This window comes from Micromonospora sp. PLK6-60, assembly GCF_019890675.1.
In the GTDB taxonomy this organism is placed as follows: Bacteria; Actinomycetota; Actinomycetes; order Mycobacteriales; family Micromonosporaceae; genus Micromonospora.
Map to the genome: position 1 here is coordinate 57786 of NZ_JAIOAA010000011.1, position 24559 is coordinate 82344.

A 24559-nucleotide genomic window follows, 5' to 3' on the forward strand; every position below is an offset into this window, starting at 1 on the left:
CGCCGACCAGCACGCCGTCGGTGACGGCCCTCCGCGGAACGAGGTGGCTCAGGTGGCCCTACGGAGACTGCTCGCGGCGGCGATCGCCACGGTGATGACGGCGGCGATGGCTCTGGTGTGGACGGCGGCTCCCGCCCACGCCGACGAGGCGTGGGAGGCCGCGTTCAAGGACCTGATGGCCGACACGGCCACCTGGGCCGAGGGCGGGCTGTCCCGGGTGGGCCTGCTGGCCCAACCGCTGCCACTGCTCGGGGTCAGCCCCGGCGCGCTGGTGGACGCGGACAAGCTCGCTCGCACGGCCTCCGACGCGCTGGCCGCCGGCCTCAACCGGGACGACGTGGACCTGGGTGGCGGCACCCGGCTGACCAGCCAGGTCACCAGCAGCGGCGGCGACCACCTGCTCGACGTGCTGCTGACCACGAAGAAGGAGGTCGCCGACCGGGACCTCAGCGTCGGCGGGGTCACCCTGGACAAGGCGGTGACCGTCACCGGCTGGGCCACCCTGCACCTGCGGGCCCGGCACACCGCGTCCGGGGAGACCTACCTGGTCCGCGACGGGGACACCCCACGCATCGACATCGACGCCGCCGCCCGGCTGCGCGCCGACCTGGACAAGGCGTCCGCCGCGTTCGGCATCCTCGGCGTCACCCTCACCGCCGGCAGCACACTTACCGCGCGTACCCACGTCAAGGTCACCCTGACCGACCCCGACGGCGACGGCCGGCTCGCCTTCGACACGGCCACCGGCCCGGGCACCGGCGAGTTGGGCAAGTCCGGTTCGCTGGCCGGCCTGGTGCAGGTGGCCCTGGACAGCTCCGGCGGCGGCCGGATCTCCGACACCGAGACCGAACCGGGCCCCGGCTCGGTCACCGGCGTGATCAAGCTGGGCGCGGCGACCTCCGGCACCCCGTTCGCGTTGCCCGCGGTGGCCGCCACGGTGACCGTGCAGTGGCCGGACATCAGCCAGGGCGCACCCGCGGTGACCGTCACCGGTCTCGACGAGACGATCGCCAAGTTCCGCACCATGAGCCCGCTCGAACTGGCCTCCGGGCTGGCGCAGCTCGTCACCCTGCTCAGCGGGGTGCAGCAGAGCGGCCCGGCCGGCAACCTCAACCTGCCGTTCCTCAAGGGCACCTTCGCCGACGCGGTGCAGGTCAACGAGAAGCTGACGGCGTTCCTCAAGAAGTACGTTCACCCGCGCCCCGACGACCCGCAGTTCGACCCGGACAACGACGACCCGGCGCTGGCCGGCCAGCCGAAGTTCTCCTCCATCCAGGAACTGGTCGCGCTGCTCTCCGCCGAGGGCCTGCCGGTGGACAACCTCTCCTTCGCCGGCGACAAGCTGGCGTTCCGGCTGAAGCTGGAACGGGAGTCCACCGTGGAGGTGCCGCTGGACCCGGGCGCGGCCTCGACCTCCGGGCGCGGCGCCACGTTCACCGGCGACGGCTTCAGCGTCAGCGGCGACCGGTTCGCCCCGGGCGCGCTGGTCGGGCAGCGGGTGGTCGCCGGCACCTCGGCCGGCACCGTGCAGTCCAACACCGCAAACTCGGTCACCCTCGCCCAGCCCTGGATCGGCGGGCAGCCCGGCGACGACAGCGTCTGGGTGATCAGCGGCTCCAGCCCGAACACCGGCGCCGTGGAGCTGGCCAGCGCGTTCACCAAGACCGTCGGCGACAAGAAGGTCGGGCTGCGGGTGGCCAACGCCCAGGCCAGCCTGGCCAAGGTCAAGCCGCGCTACAGCGCCGCCGTCACCCTGGTGCTCAACCTCAAGGACCTGGGCAGCCCGCAGGCCAACGCCGACCGGGTGCTGCTGCGCACCGACCCGGCGGTGCCGCTGTTCGCCGCCGACTTCCCGATCACCAGCGCGGTGGACTTCTACGCCAACGCCGGCTTCCTCAAGGTCAAGCTCGGCGGCGACCTCGCCGTCGGCCCGGCCGCCGCCGGCCAACGGATGCTCCAGGTGTCGTTCAAGAAGGCCGAGGACGTCAGCCTCGGCGCCCTCTTCGACCGGCTGCGCTCCGCCCCGGGCGACCTGCTGGCGGTCACCTCGTCGGTGAAGACCACCGGCCAGGTCAAGGTCAGCGTGCCCGGCGACACCGGCGCCCTCGGCCAGGGCGTGGGCGTCGACGTGAGCTGGGTCGCCGGCCAGCAACCGGTGGTGAACACCACCGGGCTGAGCGGACTCTTCGCCGTCGACTTCGACCCGAACGACCCGAAGGCGCTGTTCGCGCTCGTGGTGGAGGCGTTGCGGCTGGTCAACGCCGCGCTGTCGCAGCCCGAGGGCGGCAGCGGCCCGCTGAACACCACGATCCCGCTGCTCGGCCGCTCCGCCCGGCAACTGCTCGGCGCCGACGAGAGCGGCGTCGGCGGCGCCGTGAAGTACCAGGCCGACGGGGCGAACTTCCTGCTCCGGGACGAGACCCGCGCCGCCGACAAGGCCCCGTTCACCGACCGGCTGAACGGGCGGACCGTCGTCATCGGCAGCCAGGCGTACCGGGTGCTGGAGCAGGTGGACGCGCGGACCCTGCGCGTCGACGCGGCGGGCACCCCGAAACCGGCCGACGGCAGCGCGTACGCCCTGCGGCCGGAACTCGCCGACGCGCTGGACAAGCTGCTCGCCTCCCCGCCGGACAACCTCCAGGACGCCCTGGACGTGCTGAACAACGCCATCGGCGCGGGCAGCGGGGTAGGCTTCACCGTCGACCAGCGCGCGGGCGGGCCGTACCTGCGGCTCGGGCTGGACTGGAAGCGCAAGTTCCTCACCGGCGGGCCGATCAACCTGGGCTTCGGCGGCGGCCGGGACCTGGTCAGCCTGGACAGCTCGGGCACCTTCGCCCTGGACGTCAGCGCGAACGCCAAGCTGGGCCTGCTGCTGCCGCTGAGCCCGAGCGCCACCCCGAAACTCGACCACACCTCGTCGGCCGGCGTCACCGTCACCGGCGGCATCACCAACGGGGCGATCGCCGCCTGGGTCGGCCCGCTCGCCCTCGACCTCGGCAAGAAGGACACCGACCCGGCCACCGTGCTGGCCAACCTCAGCGTCGGGCTGGGCGGGCTGACCGAGGACGGGCCGATCAGCGGCCTGCTCGGGGTGACCCCGCAGTTCAGCACCGCCGGGGTCGACTGCGGCGGCGGGGTGGGCGGCGCGAACGTGCCGATCTGCGCCCGCGCCCCGCTGTTCGTCAACAACTGCGAGCCGGCCGACGCCACCAACCTGTTCACCTTCACCATGGGGCTGGACCTGAACCCGCAGGCGAACCCGCCGAACCTCGACGCCTGCTTCGCCAACCTGGCCATGAAGCTGACCGACTTCAACGTCGGCATCGACGGCTACCTGGCCAAGGTGGAGGAGGCGCTGCGGCTGGCCAGCTTCGACGGCAAGCTGCCGCTGGTCGGTGACGACCTGGCGCAGGGCCAGAAGTTCGTCGCCCAACTGCGGGCCGACGTCAAGGCCGCCCTCGGGCCGGTGCTGGCCGACGCCACGTTGGACAGCGCCGGCATGCAGGCCGCGCTCAACGACGTACTCAAGGATCTGGACCCGGGCGTCAGCGCGGTGGTCGGCTGCCGCGACGGGGTGAGCGTGCCCTGCCAGCCGGAGAACTTCCAGTCGATCCGGATCAAGCTCAGCACCGCGAAGGGGAACCCGACCGCGGCCACCGGCTGCGCCGACGCCGGGAGCAACGAGTGCGCGAAGCTGAATGTGCCGCTCGACCTGGGCATCCCCGGCCTGTCGTTGAAGGCCAAGAAGGGCGCCGCCGACGGCATCCAGGCCCGGCTCGGCTGGAAGCTGCACCTGGACCTGGTCCTGGACCGGGAGGTCGGCTTCTACGTCCCCACCCACGACGGGGACACCTCGCCGGAGGTGCAGATCGGCGCGAACTTCGACATGACCGGCGACCTCGCCGCGCAGCTCGCGTTCATCCAGGTCGACGCCACCAAGAAGAAGAGCGACCCGCTGGTGCGGGCGTACTTCGGCATCGACCTGAAGGGTTCGCCGGGGGAGAAGAGCTGCTTCGACCCGGGGGTGGCCGCGGACTGCGCCGCGGACCCGGCCGCCCGGCTCACCCTCGCCCAGTTCGGTGACCTCGGTTCGCTGCTCGCCACCGACCTCACCGCGAAGGTCGACATCGACTGGCAGCTGTCGGCCGCGGTCAACACCGGCAACGAGGTCGGCTCGGCGCTGCCGGGGGTCAGCGCCCGCTTCGCCCTCGCCTGGGAGCTCACCCACAAGCGGGGCGCGCTGACCGCGTCGGGCACCGGCGTGACCAGCCCGCTGCGGGTCGCCTTCACCGACATCGAACTGAACGCCGGGGCGTTCTTCGACAAGATCCTCAAGCCGGTCGTCGACAAGATCAAGACCGTCACCGGCCCGCTGCAACCGGTCCTCGACACCCTGTACGCGCCGATCCCGGTGCTGTCCGACCTGTCGAAGGCCACCGGCGGGCCCGACATCACCCTGGTCTGGCTCGCCCGGACGTTCAGCACCCTCAGCGGCGGCCCGGACCTGAAGTTCGTGGACACCGTCCGCGAAGTGATCAACTTCGTGAACAAGGACCTGGACTGCGAGACCGGCTGCGCCATCCCGCTGGGCCAGTTCCTGGTCAACCCGGACCGGGCGCTCAGCACCGAGGCGTCCCCCGCCGCGGCGGAGAGCCTGATCGACCGGGCCGACCCGTTCACCCAGGCCAAGACCGCGACGCAGGTCAAGTCCCGGATCGACGAGACCGCCGGCGACGACGGGGACAAGCTGTTCACCCCGAAGGCGGGCGAGGACAAGTCGACCGCCGAGAAGACCGGCTTCAGCTTCCCGATCTTCGACAACCCGGGCTCGCTGTTCGGGCTGCTGATGGGGCAGGACGTCGAACTGGTCAGCTTCGACTCCGGCCCGCTGACGCTGGGCTTCAGCTGGCGGCAGTCGTTCGGCCCGGTGTACGCGCCGCCGCCGGTCATGATCACCCTGGCCGGCAGCGCCTCGGTGACCGCCCGGTTCATCGCCGGGCTGGACACCGCCGGCATCCGGCACGCCGTCGAGGCCGCCAGCGACGGCACCGCGGTGGACGCCGTCAGCCTCCTCGACGGCCTGTACTTCAAGACCGCCGACAGCACCGGCAAGGCCGTACCGGTGGTCACCCTGCGCGGTGAGATCGCCGCCGGGGCGGAGGTCAGCGTGCTGATCGTCAAGGCCGGCATCCAGGGCGGCATCCGGCTGACCGTCGGGTTCAGCTGGAACGACCCGAACAACGACGGCAAGTTCCGCACCAGCGAGTTCCTCCAGGCGCTGCTGGTCAACCCGATCTGCCTGTTCACCACCAGCGGCCAGCTGTCGGTGTTCCTCAAGGTCTACATCACCATCGACCTGTTCCTGTTCTCCAAGACGTTCGACTTCACCCTGGTCGACGCCACCCTGCTGGACTTCCGCGCCCAACCGGACTGCACCCCGCCACCACCGGAGCTCGGCGGCACGGTCGGCGACACCCTGGTCGTCTTCGCCGGCAAGTTCGGCAAGAAGGAGCAGCGCGGCGACAAGGCCTGGGACAACGGCGCCGGCACCTACGCCGGTGACGTGATCAAGGTGTACGCGCTGCACTACGCCACCGGCGACGCCGGCTTCGACGGCTTCGCGGTCGAGGCGCTCGGCCGCAAGCAGGAGTTCCTCGACCCCGGCCTCAAGCGGGTGGTCGTCGACGGTCGCGGCTACCAGGTCGCCGACGCGGCCAAGACGTCGATGTCGGTGCTGCTGCTCGGCGACGGGGACACCGGCGGCGACGGCACGAAGGTCTCGCAGTTCGACAAGGAGGCGGTGGTCGTCGGCTCCGACGGCCGGGACCAGATCCGCACCGGCACCGGACCGGCCTGGGTGGACGGCCGCGGCGGGGACGACGTGATCGTCACCGCCGAGGCGGCCGGCACCGTCAGCCGGGTCGCCGGCGGCCCCGGCCAGGACACCGTCACCACCGGCGACGGCGACAACGTGGTGGCCGGCGACAGCGGCCTCGGCGGCGGTAACCGGAACGTCACCGTCAAGACCGGGGTCGGCGACAAGAACCTGACCGACGTGATCGACTGGACCACGCTCACCGACCCGACCGGCGCCGCCGCCGGCCTGGCCGACCACGTCACCGTCGGGCACGGCGCCAGCACCGTCTACGGCAACGGCGGCGACGACGTGCTCGGCGTGGTCGTGAACGACCGGCCCAACGGCAGGAACAAGCTGGTCGGCGGTCCGGGCTCGGACACCATCAACGGTGGCCGCAACGACGACACCATCCACACGTACGACACCAACGTGCCGGCCGACGCCGACCAGCCCGGTTCCGGCGACGTCGGCCTGGTCAACCAGGTCGACACCGGTGGCGGCGCGGACACCGTGCACGGCAGCGCCGGCACCGACCTGGTGGTGTCGCACTCGGCCAACGGCCAGACCAGCCACCTGTACGGCTACGGCGGCGAGGACGTGCTGGTCGGCGGGTACGGCACCGACGAGATCTTCGGCGGCCCCGGCGACGACTACGTGATCGCCGAACCGTCGTCGGTCGGGCCGCCCGGCGCCTCCGACGGCTACGGCCCGTTCCGCGAGGTCACCCACCAGCCGCTGCCGGCGAACACCGCGTCGCAGACCAAGCTGCTCGTCGGCGGCCTGGGCAGCGACCACCTGATCGGCGGCGACGGCGGGGCGACCATCTTCGGCGACCGGCACCTGCCGGCGGAGACCTGCGCCGACGCGGTCCTCGCCGACGCCCAGCCGACCCCCACCGACCAGGGCGCGGCCGACCTCATCCTCGGCGGGGCCGGGGTCGAGGTGGTCTCCGCCGGCAGCGGCGACGACCGGGCCGACCTCGGCGCCGGCGCCGACCGGGCCTGCGGCCAACTCGGCGACGACAGCCTGCACCTGGGCGGCGACGCCGACCGGGCCTGGGGCGGCGCCGGGGTGGACCAGTTGCTCGGCGACGACGGCGACGACCTGCTCTTCGGCAACACCGGCGACGACGGGCTGTTCGGCGGTCCCGGCGCCGACACCGCCGAGGGCAACGAGGGCAGCGACCAGGTCTTCGGCGGCGCCGGCGAGGACGTGCTCTACGGCGGCGGGCGCGTGGCCGGCCGCGCCGACGGGCGGGACTTCCTCTACGGCGAGGCGGGCGTCGACCGGATCGTCGGGGACAACGGCACGCCGCGCGTCGGCGACGTCGGGCCGTACCCGCTGGACCTGGCCGGCGACGTGCCCGCCGCCGGGGCCGGGGACGTGATCTCCGCCGGTGCGGACGACGACGTCGCCTACGGCGGCCTGGGCGACGACCGGATCAACGGCGACGCCGGCGACGACCAGCTCGAGGGCAACAACGGCGCCGACCTGATCCACGGTGACCTCGGCCGGGACGAGATCGTCGGCGGTTCCGCGCAGGAGCCGACCGCCGGCACCGGCCGGCCGGACTCCGGCGACCAGCTGTACGGCGACGCCGACCCGGACCTGATCGCCGGGGACAACGCCCGGTTCACCCCGGCCGACCCCACCCGGGTCACCCAGGCCCGGTTCGGCCCGCCGCGCAAGGTCACCCTGCTCGACCTCGGCTTCTCCCCGGTGGCCGGCACCAGCGGCGCCGACCTGATCTCCGGTGGGGAGGCCGGCGACGTGATCTTCGGCCAGGGCGGCGCGGACCGGATCCGCGGCGACGGCGGCGCGGACTTCGCCGAGGGCGGCCCCGGCGCCGACTGGGTCGAGGGCAACGCCGGCGACGACGACCTGGTCGGCGGCTCCAGCACCGCGTACGACGGGACCGGCGCGGCCACCACCGGCCAGCCGGACACCGCCGACGCGATCTTCGGCGGGCCGGGTTCCGACGCGGTCATCGGCGACAACGGCGCGGTGCTGCGCCCGCTGCCCGGCGAGCAGCCGACCCCGGTCACCGTCCGGGCGGCGGCCGACGGCACGGCGTTCGGGCCGCGGATCGTGGTGCTGCTGGACCGGGCGGCGGCCACCGCCAACCGGTACGGGGCCGACCGGATCAGCGGCGGCGACGGCGTCGACGCCCTCTGGGGTCAGGACGGCGACGACGCGCTGACCGGCGACGGGGACGGCGACTACCTGGAGGGCAACGGCGGCGCGGACGTGCTGCGCGGCGACAACCCACTCGGTGCGGCCGGCCGGTCCACCGTCACCCCGCTGCCCGACCCGGGCTGGCCCGGCGGTCCGTCCGCGGCGGCCGACCTGGTCGGTCCGGGCGCGCCGGACGGGCAGGACGACCTGATCGGCGGCAGCGCGGCCGCCGGCTTCCGGGACACCGGTGACGTGGTGGAGGGCAACGGCGGCGACGACGTGGTCCTCGGCGACAACGGCTCGCTGCTGCGGACCGTCACCACCGTCGACGGCAAACAGGGCGACCGGGTCTACACCGAGCGCTACCCGACCGGCGCGGTGCCGGTCGACGCCACGGCGGTCCGGACCCACGACCCGGCGCTGCCGGGCCCGTCGACCCGGTTCTGCACCACCGCCCAGTCCACCTGCGAGCCGGCCGGCGCGTACGGCGACGACCAGCTCTACGGCGACGGCGGCAACGACGGCGTCTGGGGCCAGGACGGCGACGACCTGATCCGGGGCGGCGCAGGCGACGACGACCTCTTCGGTGAGCTCGGCGCCGACACCCTGTACGGCGACGACGGCCGCGACGCCATCCTCGGCGACCGGGGCGGTGTGGTGAACCAGTACCTCAACGCCGACGACGTCGCGGCGCTCGGCTTCACCACGACGCTGTCCTCGGTGCCGCAGGAGACGTTCACCGGCTTCCGGCCCGGCGGCTACGACCGGCGGGTGGACCTGCTGCACGACACCGACGGGGACGCCTGGATCGGCAGCTCCACCTCGGCGCCGATGCCGCACGCCGGGCTGACCGCCGGGGCGGGCGACCGGATCCGCGGCGGCGCCGGGGCGGACAACATCCACGGTGGCTTCGGCGACGACGTGGCCAACGGGGACAGCGGCGGTGACGAGGTGTTCGGCGGCGAGGGCTCGGACGTGCTGTGGGGCGGCAAGGGCTGCGACCCGGTGCTCGACGCGGCCAACCCGCAGTGCCTGGTAAACGGCGTGTTCAGCGCCGCCGCCCGGGGCGACCACGACCAGTACGTCGACCACCTGTTCGGCGGGGCCGGGGCGACCAGCGGCCCGGCGGTGACCGCGGTGCTCGGCGCCGACCTGCTCGACTTCCGCCCGCGCGGCGCCTACCCGGGCAACTGCGCGGCCGGGGCCTGGCCGGTCGACACCCCGTCCGGCACGATCGACCCGTGCCGCTGGTTCGAGATGACCGGCCTGGACAACGACGTCGTGGCCGACAACCAGCACCACCACGGCACCGACTGGATCTACGGCGGCTGGGACCGGGACGTGCTCCAGGGCGACGTGACGGCGAACGGGCCGAACAACGGCGACCGGCTCTTCGACTGGAACGGCGCGTACAACCTGTTCACCCACTGCAACGCCGCCTACGGCGGGTTCAACGACATCCGCCAGCACAGCCCGGCCATGCAGGACTTCCTCACCCGGCTGGCCTGGGCCACCGGCGCGGGACGCAGCGCCACCGACGTGACCACCTCGGGCACCTCGGCCTTCCTGGAGCTGTCCTACGTGTATCCGCGGGACAACAAGGACCAGGGGGCGGGGTCGGCGTTCCCGAGCACGCCGGGGCACTTCGACCAGCCGTCCTGCACCGACTGATCCGCGCCGGGGCCCGGCTCCCGCAGGGGAGCCGGGCCCCGGCCTGGGCGGGCGGGGACGACCGGAGCCGAGGCTCGGTCGGTCGGCGGGCGGGGACGACCGGTGCCGGGGCCTGGTCGGCCGGCGGGCGGGATGACCGGTGCCGGGCCGCGGGCGCGGGCGTGGGACGCCCGGCGCCGGTGGCCAGTCAGCCGGCCGGGTCGTCCGGCGTCGCCGGGTCCGGGTTGAGCCGGAAGTACTCGTCGGCGATGGCGAGGCAGGCCGCCGGGTCGATGCGGGGCAGCAGCCGCCGGAGCATCATCCAGGTGCCCACCCGCAGCACCGACGCGAGCAGCCGGCGGGCCCGGGGGGAGTCGGCCTGCTCGGCGATGTCGACGAGCGCCACCGCCTGGTTGATCCAGCCGACGATGGTCCCGGCCACCGCCTCCGCCCGGTCGAGCTGGCCCGCCCCGGCCAGCACCCGCGCCACCGCGCGCAGCGCGTCGTCGCGTCGGCCGCCGTCCGCGATGGAGTGCGCCAGCGCCTCCGCGTGCCCCGGTGGGCTGGTGGTGGCGACGGCCTGGGCGAGCGTGGCGAGCGCCCGGTCCTGGCCGGCCGGTTCGAGGCCGCGCCGGATCAGTCCTTCGGCTCCGTCGGGATCGCCGGCGGCCGCCACGATCAGCGCCGTCGCGGTGAGCGCCGTTTCCCGCTGGTCGGGGTTGACGATCTCGTGGAGCAGTGCTTCGGCGCGGTCGACGTCGCCGGCCCGGGCGTGCAGCCGAGCGAGGCTCCCGATGGCCGTCCGCCGCCCGAAGGGATCGGAGATGTCGCGGGCCGACTGCTCGGCCCGCCGGACGCTGCGCTGGGCCCCGGCCCGATCGCCGTCCGCGAGCAGCTGCTCCACCCGCTCCGACAGGAGTTGCAGGCCCGGTAGCCAGATGTGACCGGCCTCGACGGTCGGCCGGGTGGGCGGCGAGTGGTTCTGCGTCAGCAGCGACAGGGCCCGCAGGACGCGGTCGCGCCGGTCCTCGTCGTGGACGGCCCGCCCGGCGGCGCGGGCCTGCTCGATCAGCCGCGGGTCCGGGGGCGCGCCGGTGGTCGACGTCAGCCACTGGGCCAAGCCGTGCAGGGCCCAGGCCCGCGCCTCCGGATCACCGATCGCCTCGGCGCCTACCCGGGCCGCCTCGATTCCGTCGGAGACCGCCAGCCCGGTCAACCGCGCCTCGCGGGCCACCGTGGCTTCGTTCCACCCGCCGGCCGACCGGTACGCCGCCTCGGCCAGCAGGGCGAACCGGCGGGCGGCCGGCAGGTCTCCGGCGTGCACCAGCCCGGTGGCGACCCGGGCCAGGGCACCGGCCCGGACGTCCGGCGTCCGGATGCCCCGGGCGGCGCTCGCGGCACTGTCCAGGTCACCCGTGGCGACCAGCGCCGCCACGACGCCGGCCCGGGCCCGGTCCCGGGCCGCCGGGTGCGAGTAGCTGTCGACGACCTTGCTCGCCGCCGTCGACGCGCGGGCGACGAGATCCCGGGCGTCGTCGGGTCGCCCTGCCTCGACGGCCTCCCGTGCGAGCAGGCACAGGGTCTCCGCTCGCCGGTCGGGTTCGACGATCTCCTCGACCAGGGCCGTCGCGCGGGCGGGATCGCCCTGCCGGGCGGTCTCCCGGGCCACCACCGCCGTGTCGTTCGAGCTCGGGCCACGCCAGGCGGAGCGGAGCCGCGCCGTCGCCCGGCCCAGCCACTCCCGCGCACCCGCGGCGTCCCCGGCCGCGTCGGCGGCCTCGGCCAGGGCGGTGTACGCCGGCACCGTCATCGAGTCCCCCAGCCACTCCGCGACCGCCGTGGCGCGGCTGAGGTCACCGCCACGGGCCAGCACCGTGACGACTCTCGCGACCTCGAAGCCGTCGCCGGTCGCGGCGGCGAACCGGACCACAGCGACCATCTGCCGGTCCTCGCCGAGCGCCAGCAGCGCCCCGACCAGCGCGGGGACGTCGGTCATCCGCCGCTCGGTCCCGGTGGTGGCCAGGGCGGTCGCGGTGCCCCGGCCCGCGACCCGGCGGGCCCGCTCGACGTCGCCCGACTCCTGCCACCGCGCGGCGAGGTGCATCAGCGTCCCCACCCGCTCGTCCGCCGTGGCCACCCGGTCGGCAGCGGCCTCGGCCCGCCCGGCCAGCTCGCCGGCCCGGGCGGCGTCACCCTGCCCGCGCACCAGCCCGGCCAGCCGGGCCAGCGCCCGGGCCTGCTGGCCCGGGTCGGCGATCCGCGATGCGGCCTGCTCGGCCCGGGCCGTGGCGTCCAGCGCACCCGTCGGATCGCCGGAACGCCGCCGCGCCTCGGCCACCGACGCGAAGCCGTCGGCGCGCTCGCCGGCCGCCGGGATCGCGTCGGCGAGCGCGGCGGCTCGGTCCAGCCGTCCCGCGTCGACCAGCTCGTGGACCAGCCGCCAGAGCACCTGGCTGCGGCCCTGCTCGTCGGCGACCGCCAGGGCGGCGGCCTCGGCCCCGTCGGCGTCGCCGCCGCGCAGGTACGCGAGCATCATCAGGATCACGGCGGTGGTGCGGCGGTCCTCGTCATTCAGGGCGGGGTGGCGGCGGTCTCCGTCGTCGAGGGAACGGGCCAGGGCGTCGGCGCGGGCCGGGTGCCCGAGCGCCACCCAGACCGCGGGCAGCTCGGTCGGGATCTGCGCGCTGCGCTGGCCGAGCTGGTGCGCGTGCACGGCGAGTCGGGCCATCGCGGTCAGGTCCGGCTCGTCCCGCCCGAGCAGCGCGTCCTGGGCCGCCCGGATCTCCTCCAGGGCGGGCAGGTCCCCGCCGGACAGGTCGAGCATCCGGTCGTGTCGCGCCTGGTCGGTGCCGCAGGCCACCATCCGGTCCACCTCGCCGGTGTCGCGCAACAGCCGGAACCAGCCGCGTAGCAGGTATTCCGGCGTCCCCTCCGGCCAGCCGCGCCGCCGGTAGCCGTCGGCCCAGTCGTGCAACCGCCGCCGGTAGCCGGCCAGCCGCGCCGGGCCCAGGTAGTGCCGGGCGCTCTGCTGCAACTCCTCGTGGCCCAGCAGGTACGACTGGGGGCCGTGCGCCGGCTGCCACCGGCTGGGGTAGGTGAGGAAGGTCCGCCCGGAAACCGTGTGCAGGTGCTCCTCCACCTGCCACTGGTCGGCGCCGGTCAGCTCGGCCAGGTCCGCGCCGCTGAGCCCGCCGACCGCGGCGGTGAGCAGACCGAGCAGGTCCCGTTGCAGGTCGGTGCCGTCGAGCAGGCGGCGCAGCTCCGTGTTGGCGTCGTTTCGCACCGCCTGCGCGTGCGGGGAGACCGCCAGGGTGCGGACCACCGCGGGGTCGCGCAGCGGATGCCGGTGCGGCACGTCGGTGGGGATGGGCGGGTTGGGCCGCCCGGCCACCAGCACCCGCAGCCCGTGCCCGGGCCGGTGGGGCAGCAGCGCGGCGATGCTGTGCGCGTCCGGGCCGGCGCAGACACCCCGGTCCTCGTCCAGGCCGTCGACCAGCAGCACCAGCCGCTCGCCGTGCTCGGCGCACCAGCGGGCCGCCCGATCCAGCAGGTCGAGCAGGTAGCCCTCCCGGACCGCCTCCGGCAGGCCGGTGGGCGCCGGCTCGCCCAGCAGCTCGGCCAGCTGCACCGACAGGTTGTCCAGGAACGCGCCCCGGTCGCTGCTGCCGGCGAAGCGGGCGGTGACGAAGAACGACACCACCCGTACGCCGGGCGGCGGGTGCAGCACGAACCAGGACATCAGCGCGGACTTGCCGGCCCACGGCCCGGCCCGCCACCAGGCGTACGCGGGGCCGTCGGGCGCGGTGCAGAAGGCGGCCAGCTCCGCCAGCTCGGCGTCTCGGTCCCGCAGCAGTTCCGGGGCGAGCCGGCGGACCTGCTGGAGATAGCCGGAGCGGGCCGGGGCGGCGTGGTTGACGTACAGGTCCCGGCCGGCCTGGTAGATCCGGGCCTGGTCGCGGGCGTCGGCGGACAGGCCGACCCGGTCGCCGTGCTCGGCGCTCACCGCTCGGTGATGTGCTGGTCCCGGCCGGCCTGGTAGATCCGGGCGTGCCCGGTGGCGTGCGCGTTCAGCACGACCGAGTCGATCCGGGCGCGCTCGTCGGCGGGCAGCGCCGGGGTCAGCGTCTCGTCGAGGACCCGGCGCAGTTCGGCGGCGAGCGCCGGGTCGTCGCCGAGCAGCCGGTGCAGGCGCAGCTGCCAGGCCCGGGCCAGGGCCGGCTCGGTCTGCGCGTCGCCGGCCTCCCGGGCGGCGAGCACGTCGTCGCGGACGTCCGCCAGCTCGCCCTCGATCACCTCGGCCTGCTCGGGGCGGGCCCGCCGCCACAGGGCGACCAGTTGCCCGCGCGCCTGCTGCCACACGTCGGTGGCCATCGCGGACACCAGCGCCGTGCCGGCGGCCAGCACGATCGGATCCATGCCGTCGCTCCCCATCACACCGTCACCACTTCACCACACAGTAGACGGTCCCACCCGGAGGGTTTCGACGTGCATCGGTCAAGATCCGGACAACTTCGGTGAAGTTGGTGCCTCAGCCCGGTGCCGAGGCAACAACTTCACCGAAGTAGCGCGGATCTCGCGGCCCGGGTCAGCGGCGCCACTTCTGGTTCGCGCCGCCGGTGCACTCCCAGATCTGCAGGCGGGTGCCGTCGGCGGAGCTGGCGCCGGTGGCGTCCAGGCACTTGTTGGACTGCGGGTTGACGATGTCACCGGCGGAGCTGAACACCCAGCGTTGGGCGCCGGTGCCGTTGCAGTCGTAGAGCTGCACCTTGGCGCCGTTGGCGGTGGACGCGGCGGTGACGTCCAGGCACTTGCCGAGGGCGCGCACCGAGCCGTCGGCGGCCCAGGTCCACTTCTGGGCGGCGGTGCCGTTGCAGGTCCAGAGCTGCACCGGGGTGCCGTTGGCGGTGTTCGCGCTCGCGACGTCCACGCACTTGTTGCCGTAGCCGACGATCGGCGCGCCGGTGCCGCCGCTGCCGGTGTCCCACGCCTGCACCCGGACGTAGTCGACGACCATGGTCTGCGGGAAGGTGGTGCTGGCGTTCGGCGAGCCGGGCCAGTTGCCGCCGACCGCGACGTTCATGATCATGAAGAAGGGGTGGTCGAAGACCCAGCGGTTGCCGCCCGCGTCGGCCGGGGTCTTGCGGGAGTACGCCACGCCGTCGAGATACCAGGTGATGGCGTCGGGTGCCCAGTCCACGGTGAAGGTGTGGAAGGCGTCGGCGAGGGCCTGGCCGCCGGGCAGCGAGGTGGAGCCGCTCAGGCCGTTGCCGCCGGAGTAGCCCGGGCCGTGCAGGGTGCCCCACACGGTCGACGGCGCGGAGCCGACGTTCTCCATGATGTCGATCTCGCCGCTGTTGGGCCACGGGTTGCTGCCGATGTCGTTGCCGAGCATCCAGAACGCCGGCCACAGTCCCTGCCCGCGGGGGATCTTGATACGCGCCTCGAACCGCCCGTACGCCTGGGCGAACGTGCCGCTGGTCAGCAGTCGGGCGGAGGTGTACTGGCAGCTGCCGTACCAGCAGTTGTAGCCGCCGGGGTTCTCCTTGCGGGCGGTGATCACCAGGTTGCCGTTGCCGTCGAGGGCGGCGTTGCGGGTGCTGGTGGTGTAGTACTGCAACTCGTTGTTGCCCCAGCCTCCGCCGCCGGTGTCGTAGCGCCACTTCGCGGGGTCCGGCGGGGTGCCGGCGGCGCCGTTGAACTCGTCGGACCAGGTGACCGCGCCCGGGCCGGCGACGGCCGGGGCGCTGGTGGTGGCGGTGAGGGCGATCGACAGGCCGACGGCGGCCAGCGCCACCGTCGCGATCGTGCGGATGCTGCGCACGTTTCCTCCCTTGCCGTGCGGGGGTGGTCACCGCCGGCCGATGGAACGGGCCCGACCGAACGGTAAACAAACCGTACTAATAGATTACGGCCAATTTACGAAGGTCAGGGTGACGTGTCAAGAGAGCGCTCTCGGCCACCGGTCGTCGCGCCGCCCGGACGGCAGATCGTCAGGCTGGCCGAGCGATGACGCGCCTCAGGCCGCCGGGCGGTCCCGGTGCCGTGCGGACCCGGCGTACGGCGGCGGCACGAGGCGCAGCGCGGGCGGCGCCGCCGGCTCCTCCTGGGCCGGCAGCCGCCACCGGGTCCGCTCGGGGCGGTCCCCCCGGGTCGGCCCGTCCGGCCGCAGCCCGGGCCGGGACAGGGCCACCACGAGCCCGTACCCGGCCAGCAAAAACCCGTGACTGACCAGCCGGGTGGTGTCCACCGACCCGGTCAGCAGGTCGTTGACCGACAGCAGCACCAGCGTCGCGACGAACGCGCTCAACATCGGCAGCAGACCGGTCGGCCGGGTACGCCGGGTCGCCACGAACAGGAAACCCGCCCCGACCGCCACGTTCCACGCCGCCGACTCGTGCCACAGGTGCCCGGCGGCGCCGAGACCGTCGACCAGGTGGGTGTGCGGGGCGGCCACCCCGCGCCCGATCTGCACCAGCCCCAGCGTGAGCTGCGCCGCGCCGACCAGCCCCAGCGCCGCCCGCAGCGACAGCACCAGCCGCCCCGACCGTCGCCGCGGCGCCGGCAGCGCGCCCAGCACCGCGTCGGTGAGATCCGGCCCCGGCACACTGACCGCGAGCCGGGCCCGCCTGGTCACCGCGGTGGCCGTGTCGAGCCAGGCCCGGCAGTCCGGGCAGCCGGCCAGGTGCGCCTCGGCCGTCATCCGCTCGGCAGGGGTCTCCTCGCCGTCCAGCTGCGCCGACAGCACCTCACGCCACTGCTCGCACCTCATGCCCGAATAGTCGGCCCGGCCGTGCCGAAAGTTCCCGGGTTCCGCAGGTCAACCCGGGCGAACCGGCTCATCCGACCGCTCCGTCGCGGCGCTCGGCGCCGCCGCCCAGCGCGGCCACCAGATCCTCCCGGGCCCGGGCCACCCGGGAGCGGATGGTGCCGACCGGGCAGCCGCACACCTGGGCCGCCTCGGCGTAGGACAGGCCGAGCACCTGGGTGGCCACGAACGCCTCCCGCCGCTCCGCCGGCAACGCCGCGATCACCTGCTCCAGCACCACCTGCCGGTCGAAGCCGCCGGTGGCGTCGGCCCGGTCGTACGTGTCCGGCATCGGCACCGTCCGGGGGCGGGCCGACGCGGCCCGGATGTGGTCCACCGCGACCCGCCGCGCGATCGTGAGCAGCCAGGTGCGGGCCGAGGAGCGGCCGGCGAACGAGGGCAGCGACCGCATCGCCCGCAGCAGGGTCTCCTGGGCGAGGTCGTCCGCCTCCGTCGGGGAGATCAGGGCGGCCAGGAACCGCCGCACCTGGTGCTGGGTGGCCCGGACGAAACGAGCGGCGGCCTCCCGGTCGCCCCGACCGGCGGCCACCGCCCACGCGGTGATCTCCGCGTCGTCCTCCGCCATCGGGACCTCCCGGTCGGGCCGCCCGTCGACGACGACAGGCCGTAGTAGCTGGGCGGAAGCCTACCGCAGTCGCCGCCGCCCACCCAGCATCCGTCAGGCCCGTGGTGGCCGGACCGTTCGGCTCAGCCGAGCTGGTTGATCCGGACCAGATTGCCCGCCGGGTCGCGGAAGGCACAGTCGCGCACGCCGTACGGCTGGTCGATCGGCTCCTGGACGACGTCGGCGCCGCTGGCCTGCACCCGCTCGAAGGTGCCGTCCAGATCCGCGGTGCCCAGCACGATGGTCGCGTAGCTGCCCTTGGCCATCAGCTCGGCGATGGTGCGGCGCTCGTCCCCGGTCAGCCCCGGATCCATGGCCGGCGGCTCGAGGACGATCGAGGTCTGCGGCTGGTCCGCCGGCCCGACCGTGATCCAGCGGTTCCCGCCGAACGCCACGTCGTTGCGCACCTCGAAACCCAGCGCGTCGCGGTAGAAGGACAGGGACTCGTCGGGATCGTCGGCGGGCAGGAACGTCTGGTGAATGATCAGGCTCATGCCGGTCACGCTAGGCCGCCGCGACCGGTGCCGGCTTCTCGATTCCTGACCGGTCGCATCACCTGCCTGGCCACGCAACCCGGGATGCCCGTGCCCTGCCCACCGACGGCCCGCCGGTAGGCGCTGGGCGACATCCCGACCAACTCGGAGAACCGGGTGCTGAACGTCCCCAGCGAGGAACAACCCACCGCGAAGCAGACCTCCGTGACCGACAGCTCGCCGAGGCGCAGCAGGTGCATCGCCCGCTCGATCCGCCGGGTCATCAGATAGCTGTAGGGCGACTCGCCGTAGGCGGCCCGGAACTGCCGGCTCAGGTGGCCCGCCGACAGGTGCACGCCACGCGCCAGCGCCGCCACGTCCAGCGGCTGCGCGTAGTCGCGGTCGATCCGGTCCCGGACGCGGCGCAGCAGGACGAGCTCGCGCAGGCGCGGATCCTCACTGCCGGTCACGCGGACAGTCTGCCCGGTGTCCGGCCCCGGCGGCTAACGACCCGCCCGGGCCGGCCGGCCCTTGAGCCGCCGGCCCAACTCCCGGGCGATCTCCCGGTTGGCGTCCCGCTCGGCCAGGGTCTGCCGCTTGTCGTACGACCGCTTGCCCCGGGCCAGGCCCAGCTCGACCTTGGCCCAGCCGTTGGCGAAGTACATCGACAGCGGCACCAGGGCCAGCCCGCCCTCGCGCAGCCGGTCCAGGATCCGGTCGATCTCCACCCGCCGCAGCAGCAGCTTGCGGGTCCGGCGTGGCGCGTGGTTCGTCCAGCTGCCGAAGCCGTACTCGGCGATGTGCAGCCCGTGCAGCATCAGCTCGCGGTCGTGTTCCTGGGCGAACGCGTCGACCAGCGACACCCGCCCCTCGCGCAGCGACTTCACCTCGGTGCCGGCCAGCACCAGCCCCGCCTCGTACGTCTTCAGGACGGTGTAGTCGTGCCGTGCCTTCTTGTTCGAGGCGATCAGCTTGCGCCCGGTCTCCCTGGTCACCTGCCACCTCCCCGCACGCTGCGACCCCGAGCAGGATACCCGCCGGACCCCGGGCCGCCCGGGTATCGGCGGGCCGGGCCCGACAGGTCGACCCCGGGCCGGCCGAACGGATCGAAGATCGTACCCTGGGCTGGTCGGAGGTCGTCCACATCGGATAGGCAGGAGCCATGCTGCCGCCCGGGCTCGAGATCTACGTCGTCTGGCACGTCGGCGACACCGAGGGCGAGGAGATCGCCCACCAGATCGTGGACCACTTCCAGGGGGACGCGTTCACCGGACTGATCGGCGGGGCGGTGTCGGTGTTCGTCCGGTCGCAGGGTTGGCGTGGTCCCGACGACGTGCCGCGGCCGGTGCCGCTGCCGTCGGACCCGCGCCCGGGCAGCGCGGCGCCGGCCGCCTTCGTCGCGGTGGTGCCGGTGCTCGGCACGGCACTGGCCCGGGCCTGTCAGGGCGGGGACGCCCGGTGGCGGGACTACCTGACGGCCCTCGTCGACGGGCAGCGGGCCGACCCCGCGCACGTCGGGCTCTTCCCGGTGGTGCTGACCGAGGGCGCGATCGACCGCACCCGACTCGGCGCGCTGCTCGACGGCTACCAACGCCTGGACACCGCGGGGCTGCCCGGCGAGTCGCCGGCGCAGCGCCGGTGCCGCGACCTCAGCCAGGCCCTCGCCCAGCTGGTGCGGGGCGACGGCGACCGGGCGCTGACGGTCTTCGTCAGCCACAGCCGGCACGCCGACCCGGACGACGAGCAGCGGGCGGCGAACCTCGTCCGGCGGGTCTGCGACATGATCGCCGGCACCCGCCTGGACCAGTTCTTCGACGCCCACAGCATCCAGGCCGGGTCGCGGTGGGCGCGGGTGCTGCGCGACAACGCCCGCCGCAGCGCCCTGCTCGCCGTACGCGGGGACCACTACTCGGCCCGCAAGTGGTGCCAGGAGGAGGTGCACCTGGCCAAGTGCGCCGGGGTGCCCATCGTCATCCTCGACGACCTGCGGATCGGCGACGACCGCGGCTCCTTCCTGATGGACCACGTACCGCGGGTCCGGCTCGATCCGGACCACCCGGACCCCGGCATCCGGCGCGGCCTGCGCAAGCTGGTCGACGAGTGCCTCAGCAGCGCGCTGTGGCAGTGGCAGCACCGGATCGCGCGGCGGCACTGGCCGGAGCTGCCGGTGGACTGGTGGGCGCCCCGCTCCCCGGAGGCCGCCACGTTCGCCGACTGGCTGCACCGCGCGCGCTCCGGGCGGGTGGCGCCGCCCGGTGCTACCGTCCGGGTACTGCACCCGGAACCGCCGCTCGGGCCGCAGGAGAGCCTCGTACTCGATCAGATGGCCCGAGCCGCCGGTTTCGACGGCGGGGTCGATCTGCTGACTCCGCGGATGCTCGACGCGCGGCGCGGCTGACGATGGAGGCTTCGATGACCGGCTTGTTGCCCAGGGACTCGCTGGCCGGCGTGCGGGTCGGGCTCTCCGCCTCCGACAGCCCCGACCTGGGCCGGCTCGGCCTGCTGCCGAACCACTTCCGCCTGGCGCTGGGCGAGGTCGCCCGGACCGTGCTGGTCGGCGGGGGGACCCTCGCCTACGGCGGTCACCTCCGGCCCGACGGGCACACCAGTTTCCTGTTGCGGGAGGTGCAGCGTTACGGGCCGCTCGACGAGCCGCCGCTGCTGATCTGCCTCGCCTGGCAGAACCACCGCCGGCTGCCCCTGCCCGAGCTGCGCCGGCTGCGCCGCGACTTCGCGCTGCACGCCACCGTCGTCTGCCTGGACCCGGCGGGCGAGGAGGTGGACCCGGAGCAGGGGCGGGGCGACGCCCCCGCGCCGGTGGACGAGTCACAGCTCGCGCCGGCCCTCACCGCCATGCGGGCCTGGCTGGCGCGGCGGGTCGACGGCCAGGTGGTGATCGGGGGCCGGCGGACCGGGTTCACCGGCCGGATGCCGGGCCTGGTCGAGGAGACACTGCTGGCGGTGGAGCACCGCACCCCGCTCTACCTCGCGGGTGGCTTCGGCGGGGCCACCTGGGACATTCTGCGCAGCGTCGGGGTCGGTGACCCGGACTTCCTCCCGGCGGCCGACGGGGCCGGGCCGCCCGACCCGGGATACCGCGACGCGCTCGCCGTGCTCGCCGACCGGTCCGCCGGGCTGGTGGACAACGGCCTGGCCGCCGAGGAGAACCGGCGGCTGAGCGAGACCCACCGGCCGGGCGAGATCGCCGGGCTGGTCGGCCTCGGGCTCGGCCGGATCAACGCCGGCCGCAAGCCCTGACCGACCCGCCCGCGGGTCACCCGGACCGGCGACCGGCGTCCTCCGAGGCTGCGGGGCCGAGCAGCACCTCCGGCCGGGCCACCCCGGCCAGCCTGCCGAAACTCTGCACGTACGCGGCCAGCCGCCGCTGCACCTGGGCCAGCTCGGCCCGGCACGCCGCGTCGTCGGCCCACTCGCTCTCGGCGGTGTCCGGGTGGGCGAGCTCCCAGGCCCGCAGCGCCGGATGCCAGCGGGACAGGAAGGGCCGCAGCTCCAGGTTGAGCATCGCGATGCCCAACTGCTCCACCGTCGGCTCCGGCCCGGTCTGCACCCCCGGATGGGCCTCCTTCAGCAGCTCCCGGGTGACCGCGAAGAGCCCGTACAGGGAGGTGAGTGCCTCCCGCATCCGCCCGTCACCGGGGCCGAGCGCCTGGGTGGAGACCCGGGTCGCGGTCTCCACGAACAGTTTCCAGGCGACCTGCTGGCCGTCGCGGGTGACGGCGAAACGCAGCTCGCTGAACTGCGGGACGGTCACCGTGATCTCGGTCAGCCGGACACTGCGGGCGTACGCGTGCAGCAGCAGCCCGCCCACCAGGCCGGCCGCCGCGCCGAGCAGCATGAACAGCTCCGGACCCGTCAGCTGAAGTCCCTGGTGGACCAGCCAGCCCAGGGCGGCGCCGACCAGCAGGCCGGTGAACCCGCGCGCCCACCGGCTCCGTACCCAACCCTCGCCCACGTTCCGGCTCCCTGCTCGCGTCGGTGCCACGGTCCGGGCCGAGTATCGCAGCCGACGGCTCGGGTGCGTCCCTATTGGATCCGCGCCGGGTTCACCGGCGGCAGGACAGGTCGTCCGGTGGATCGGTGGCGGCGAAGCGCCGCCACTCGTCGGCGGACAGATCACGTCCGACGGCCGCGCACGCCGCCGCCGTCCACGCGTCGGGCGAAAGACTCCAGCGAACCAGCAGACCGTCCTCCGGTTCGGACACTCCGCCCTCGGCGACAGCGAGCAGGTCCCGACCGTCGGGGGTGAAGGTGAGCGTGACGAGACGCTGCCGGTAGCGTTCCGGAAGGGTGAGGCTGGCCACCTCCTCCCCGGCGTCGAGGTCGGTGACGACGATGTTCCGGTCGGAACGCTGCTGTGCCAGGTAGCCGGCCGTGGTCGCCGGGTCAGTGCTGTCGGCGGGCTGCCGGAAGCTGCTGTCCTGGTGCAGGGAGCGCAGCCGCTGCCGACCCGCGGCGTCCCAGACCTCCACCGTGCCGTCCGTCCGGGTGACGACGACGTGCTCCGTGCTGCTGGCCACCTGGTCGACGTCGCGCGTGTCCATCACCCGGGTCGTGCCGCTGCCCACGTCGATCACCTGCGCCCGGTAGCGTCCGTCGGTCAGGAACGTGGTGACCACCTGTCCGGAATACGGCGCCCGGGCGCCCTCGACGGTGTCGGCGGCCGTCGGCGGCCAGTCGATCTCCCCGGTCGCCACGTTCCGCACCCAGAACCGCCCGGGTTGGTCCTCGGCGACGTAGAGCAGGCCACGCCGGTCCGGGGTGAGCCCGAGCGGTTGCGCCCCGATGTCGGGCCCGCTCAACTGCCGCACCCGGGGCAGCCCGGGTGCCGCGGCGTGCACCTGGATGCCAGCGGTGTTCGTGTTCAGGAACAGGCTTCGGCCGTCGGCGGCCCAGCCGACCGCGGTGTAGGTGACGGACGGGGCGGTCAGGGTGGTGTCCAGGGCGCCCGGCTCCAGCGGACGTACGGCGACGTGGCTGCCGTCGGCGTCGAGGACGGCCACCGCGCCGCCGTCGGGCCGGATGTCCACCTGCGGCGGTGGGCACGCCGAACACCCTGGCTCGACCGGCACCGGGGTGCTTCGGCCGGCCCGGGTGATCTGCTGGAGGTTCCACACGACCAGGTCGCTTCCGGTGATCATCAGGAGGCGTTCGTCGGCGCCGAAGAACCGCAGGCCGGCGGCGACGGTGGTGCTGTTTCCCGGCAGGGCGAGCTGGCTGGTCACCAGGTCGTCGCCGCGATCGGTGGCCGACACATAGACCGTGCCGCCATCCACCACCGCCAGCCGGGTGCCGCTGTCGCTGATCGCGATGGCCTGCGGCAGTGAGCCGTGCGACAGTCCCCTCAGGTCCGGGCGGTTCTGGTCGGCGGGCCGGTCGGTGCGCCACAGGTTGAGCACCGGCGCGCCGGTGGTGTAGGTCAGCCAGGCGCCGTTTCCCGAGACGGCGGTGGGGCCGCCGCGCGCTCCGTTGAGGGCGAAGTCCGAATGGGTGCGCCGGGTCAGGCCCGGCACGGCGCGGCGGTCCCACCTCCCTCCGCCGTCCACGATGACCAGCTCCGACTCGGTGGGCATGGCCAGGCTGCCGGCCGGCAGTTCGGCACGGGCGCTGGTCCGCCGGCCGGTCGACCGGTCGTGCGTGGTCAGGAAGGTGGTGTAGTCGCGTTCCAGCCCCACCGTCACGTAGCGGCCGCTCGGCGAGACCGCCACCCGACCGCTGACGCCGCTGGGCAGCGCCTCGGGAGCGGGGCTGGCCAGCGAGGTTCGGCCGCCACCGGGCGTCCAGACGTACGCGGTCGTTCCGTCGGTGGCGGCCACCACCTGACCGTCGGCGTTCACCGACACGCCTGTCACCAGTCGTCCCAGGCGCGGCAGCTCGACCCGCCGTCCCGTGCCGACGTCCCACGCGTACACCCGGCCGCCGCGGGTGCCGGCCACGGCCACCCGGCCGTCCCGGGAGCCGACCGTGGTGGTCAGCTCGTCGTCGGCGTGCAGGTAGCGAACCAGGTGCGGGCTGGTCGTCACCGACTGGAACAGCGCTGCCCGCGTCTGCCGGTCCGGGTTCATCCGGTACGCCTCGACGGCGAGCAGTTGCGCCAGATCGAGCCGGGTGGCCTGCAAGGCCAGGGAGTTCGCCGCCAGTTGTCGGGCGGTGGCGATCCGGGCCTGGTCGACAGCGGCGTTGCGCTGGAGGAACGCGACGGTCGTCGTGGCGAGCAGCACGGCGAGGGTCGCTGCCACCGTGGCGCGGAACTGGAGGCGACGCCGCCGGCTCTCGCGATGCATGTCGGCCTTGGACCTGCCGTGCAGGGGCGCCGCGAACTCGATCACCAGGTCACCGAGGCGCAGCTCTTCCGGTCGCGGCCGGCGCAGCCGGCGGCGCCAGGACGGGGCATCGGCCGCCTGGTCGGACGGGTGGGCGACGTCTCGTAGACCCCGGAGGTCGATCCAGCGCGGTTCGCCGTCGGTGAATCGTCCGCGCAGGATGTCGGGCAGGCAGTCGGTGACCGACCAGTCGAAGTCGACGGCGCGGCTGGGCCACACCAGGTCGCCATCCGTCAGGGCGATCAGGATGCGGTCCCGGGCCCGGTGCTCGAGCCACCACCTGACCTCCTGTTCCACCCAGTGCGATTTCGCCGCCCGGCGGGAGGCCATCAGCACGAACCACGACGAGGTGGCCAGCGCCGCTTCGATGTCTTTCCAGAGGTGCGGGCTGGCGCCGAGGTCGTGCTCGTCGCGGAAGATGCGCAGTGCCCGGACGCGGTACCACGGACGGGCGAACGAATGCAGCGCCGAGTGCAGCGCCCGGGCGATCACCCGATCCTGGTCGTGGCTGTAGGAGATGAACGCGTCGTACCTGGGGGCGGCTCGCACGGCGTGACTCCTTCACTGGCCGGTCACGGGCACGGTGGACGAGGGGGGAGGTCACCGACGTAGACCGCCCATTGGTGTCGGATT

The 24559-nt window shown here is 74.2% G+C and carries 13 protein-coding genes; 3 read left to right on the forward strand and 10 right to left on the reverse strand.

Features of this window, described 5'->3' with window-relative positions; translation table 11 throughout:
• The first annotated feature begins 52 nt into the window (after nucleotides 1-52).
• Nucleotides 53-9703 carry a calcium-binding protein gene (locus K7640_RS20440; protein ID WP_222956474.1) on the forward strand — a complete coding sequence of 3217 codons (9651 nt, stop codon included), beginning with the start codon at nucleotides 53-55 and terminating at the stop codon, nucleotides 9701-9703.
• Nucleotides 9704-9890: 187 nt separating this feature from the next.
• Here K7640_RS20440 and K7640_RS20445 read toward each other — a convergent pair whose 3' ends face one another.
• The 8 genes from K7640_RS20445 to smpB form a co-directional block, all read right to left on the reverse strand.
• Entirely contained in the window at nucleotides 9891-13685 is a 3795-nt protein-coding gene (locus K7640_RS20445; protein ID WP_222956475.1) for a hypothetical protein, read from the reverse strand.
• Nucleotides 13682-14098, reverse strand: coding sequence for a hypothetical protein (locus K7640_RS20450; protein WP_222956476.1), 417 nt, complete (start codon nucleotides 14096-14098; stop codon nucleotides 13682-13684). The genes K7640_RS20445 and K7640_RS20450 overlap by 4 nt, the downstream gene beginning before the upstream one ends.
• A gap of 169 nt (nucleotides 14099-14267) precedes the next feature.
• Entirely contained in the window at nucleotides 14268-15503 is a 1236-nt protein-coding gene (locus tag K7640_RS20455; protein WP_222956477.1) for a glycoside hydrolase family 16 protein, read from the reverse strand.
• A 195-nt stretch (nucleotides 15504-15698) separates the two neighbouring features.
• On the reverse strand, nucleotides 15699-16451 hold the full coding sequence (locus tag K7640_RS20460; protein WP_222956478.1) for a zf-HC2 domain-containing protein: 753 nt from the start codon (nucleotides 16449-16451) through the stop codon (nucleotides 15699-15701).
• Nucleotides 16452-16518: 67 nt separating this feature from the next.
• Nucleotides 16519-17073 carry a sigma-70 family RNA polymerase sigma factor gene (locus K7640_RS20465; protein ID WP_222956479.1) on the reverse strand — a complete coding sequence of 185 codons (555 nt, stop codon included), beginning with the start codon at nucleotides 17071-17073 and terminating at the stop codon, nucleotides 16519-16521.
• Between the two features lie 122 nt (nucleotides 17074-17195).
• Nucleotides 17196-17606, reverse strand: a complete 411-nt coding sequence (locus K7640_RS20470; RefSeq protein ID WP_222956480.1) for a VOC family protein — start codon at nucleotides 17604-17606, stop codon at nucleotides 17196-17198.
• 5 nt (nucleotides 17607-17611) lie between these two features.
• Nucleotides 17612-18055 (reverse strand): helix-turn-helix transcriptional regulator, encoded by a 444-nt coding sequence (locus K7640_RS20475; RefSeq protein ID WP_222956481.1) that lies wholly within the window; start codon nucleotides 18053-18055, stop codon nucleotides 17612-17614.
• A gap of 33 nt (nucleotides 18056-18088) precedes the next feature.
• Complete coding sequence (smpB, locus tag K7640_RS20480) at nucleotides 18089-18580, reverse strand: SsrA-binding protein SmpB (protein ID WP_222956482.1); 492 nt, start codon at nucleotides 18578-18580, stop codon at nucleotides 18089-18091.
• Between the two features lie 167 nt (nucleotides 18581-18747).
• Here smpB and K7640_RS20485 point away from each other — a divergent pair, with 167 nt between their 5' ends.
• Together K7640_RS20485 and K7640_RS20490 are read left to right on the forward strand one after the other, a co-directional pair.
• Nucleotides 18748-19983, forward strand: coding sequence for a toll/interleukin-1 receptor domain-containing protein (locus tag K7640_RS20485; RefSeq protein ID WP_222956483.1), 1236 nt, complete (start codon nucleotides 18748-18750; stop codon nucleotides 19981-19983).
• A gap of 14 nt (nucleotides 19984-19997) precedes the next feature.
• Nucleotides 19998-20843, forward strand: a complete 846-nt coding sequence (locus K7640_RS20490) for a hypothetical protein (protein WP_222956484.1) — start codon at nucleotides 19998-20000, stop codon at nucleotides 20841-20843.
• 16 nt (nucleotides 20844-20859) lie between these two features.
• On the opposite strand, the gene K7640_RS20495 is transcribed toward K7640_RS20490, so the two are convergent.
• A complete protein-coding gene (locus tag K7640_RS20495) occupies nucleotides 20860-21558 on the reverse strand; it encodes a hypothetical protein (RefSeq protein WP_222956485.1) in 699 nt (232 codons plus the stop codon).
• Between the two features lie 91 nt (nucleotides 21559-21649).
• Nucleotides 21650-24475, reverse strand: a complete 2826-nt coding sequence (locus K7640_RS20500) for a TIR domain-containing protein (RefSeq protein WP_222956486.1) — start codon at nucleotides 24473-24475, stop codon at nucleotides 21650-21652.
• Nucleotides 24476-24559 lie beyond the last annotated feature (84 nt).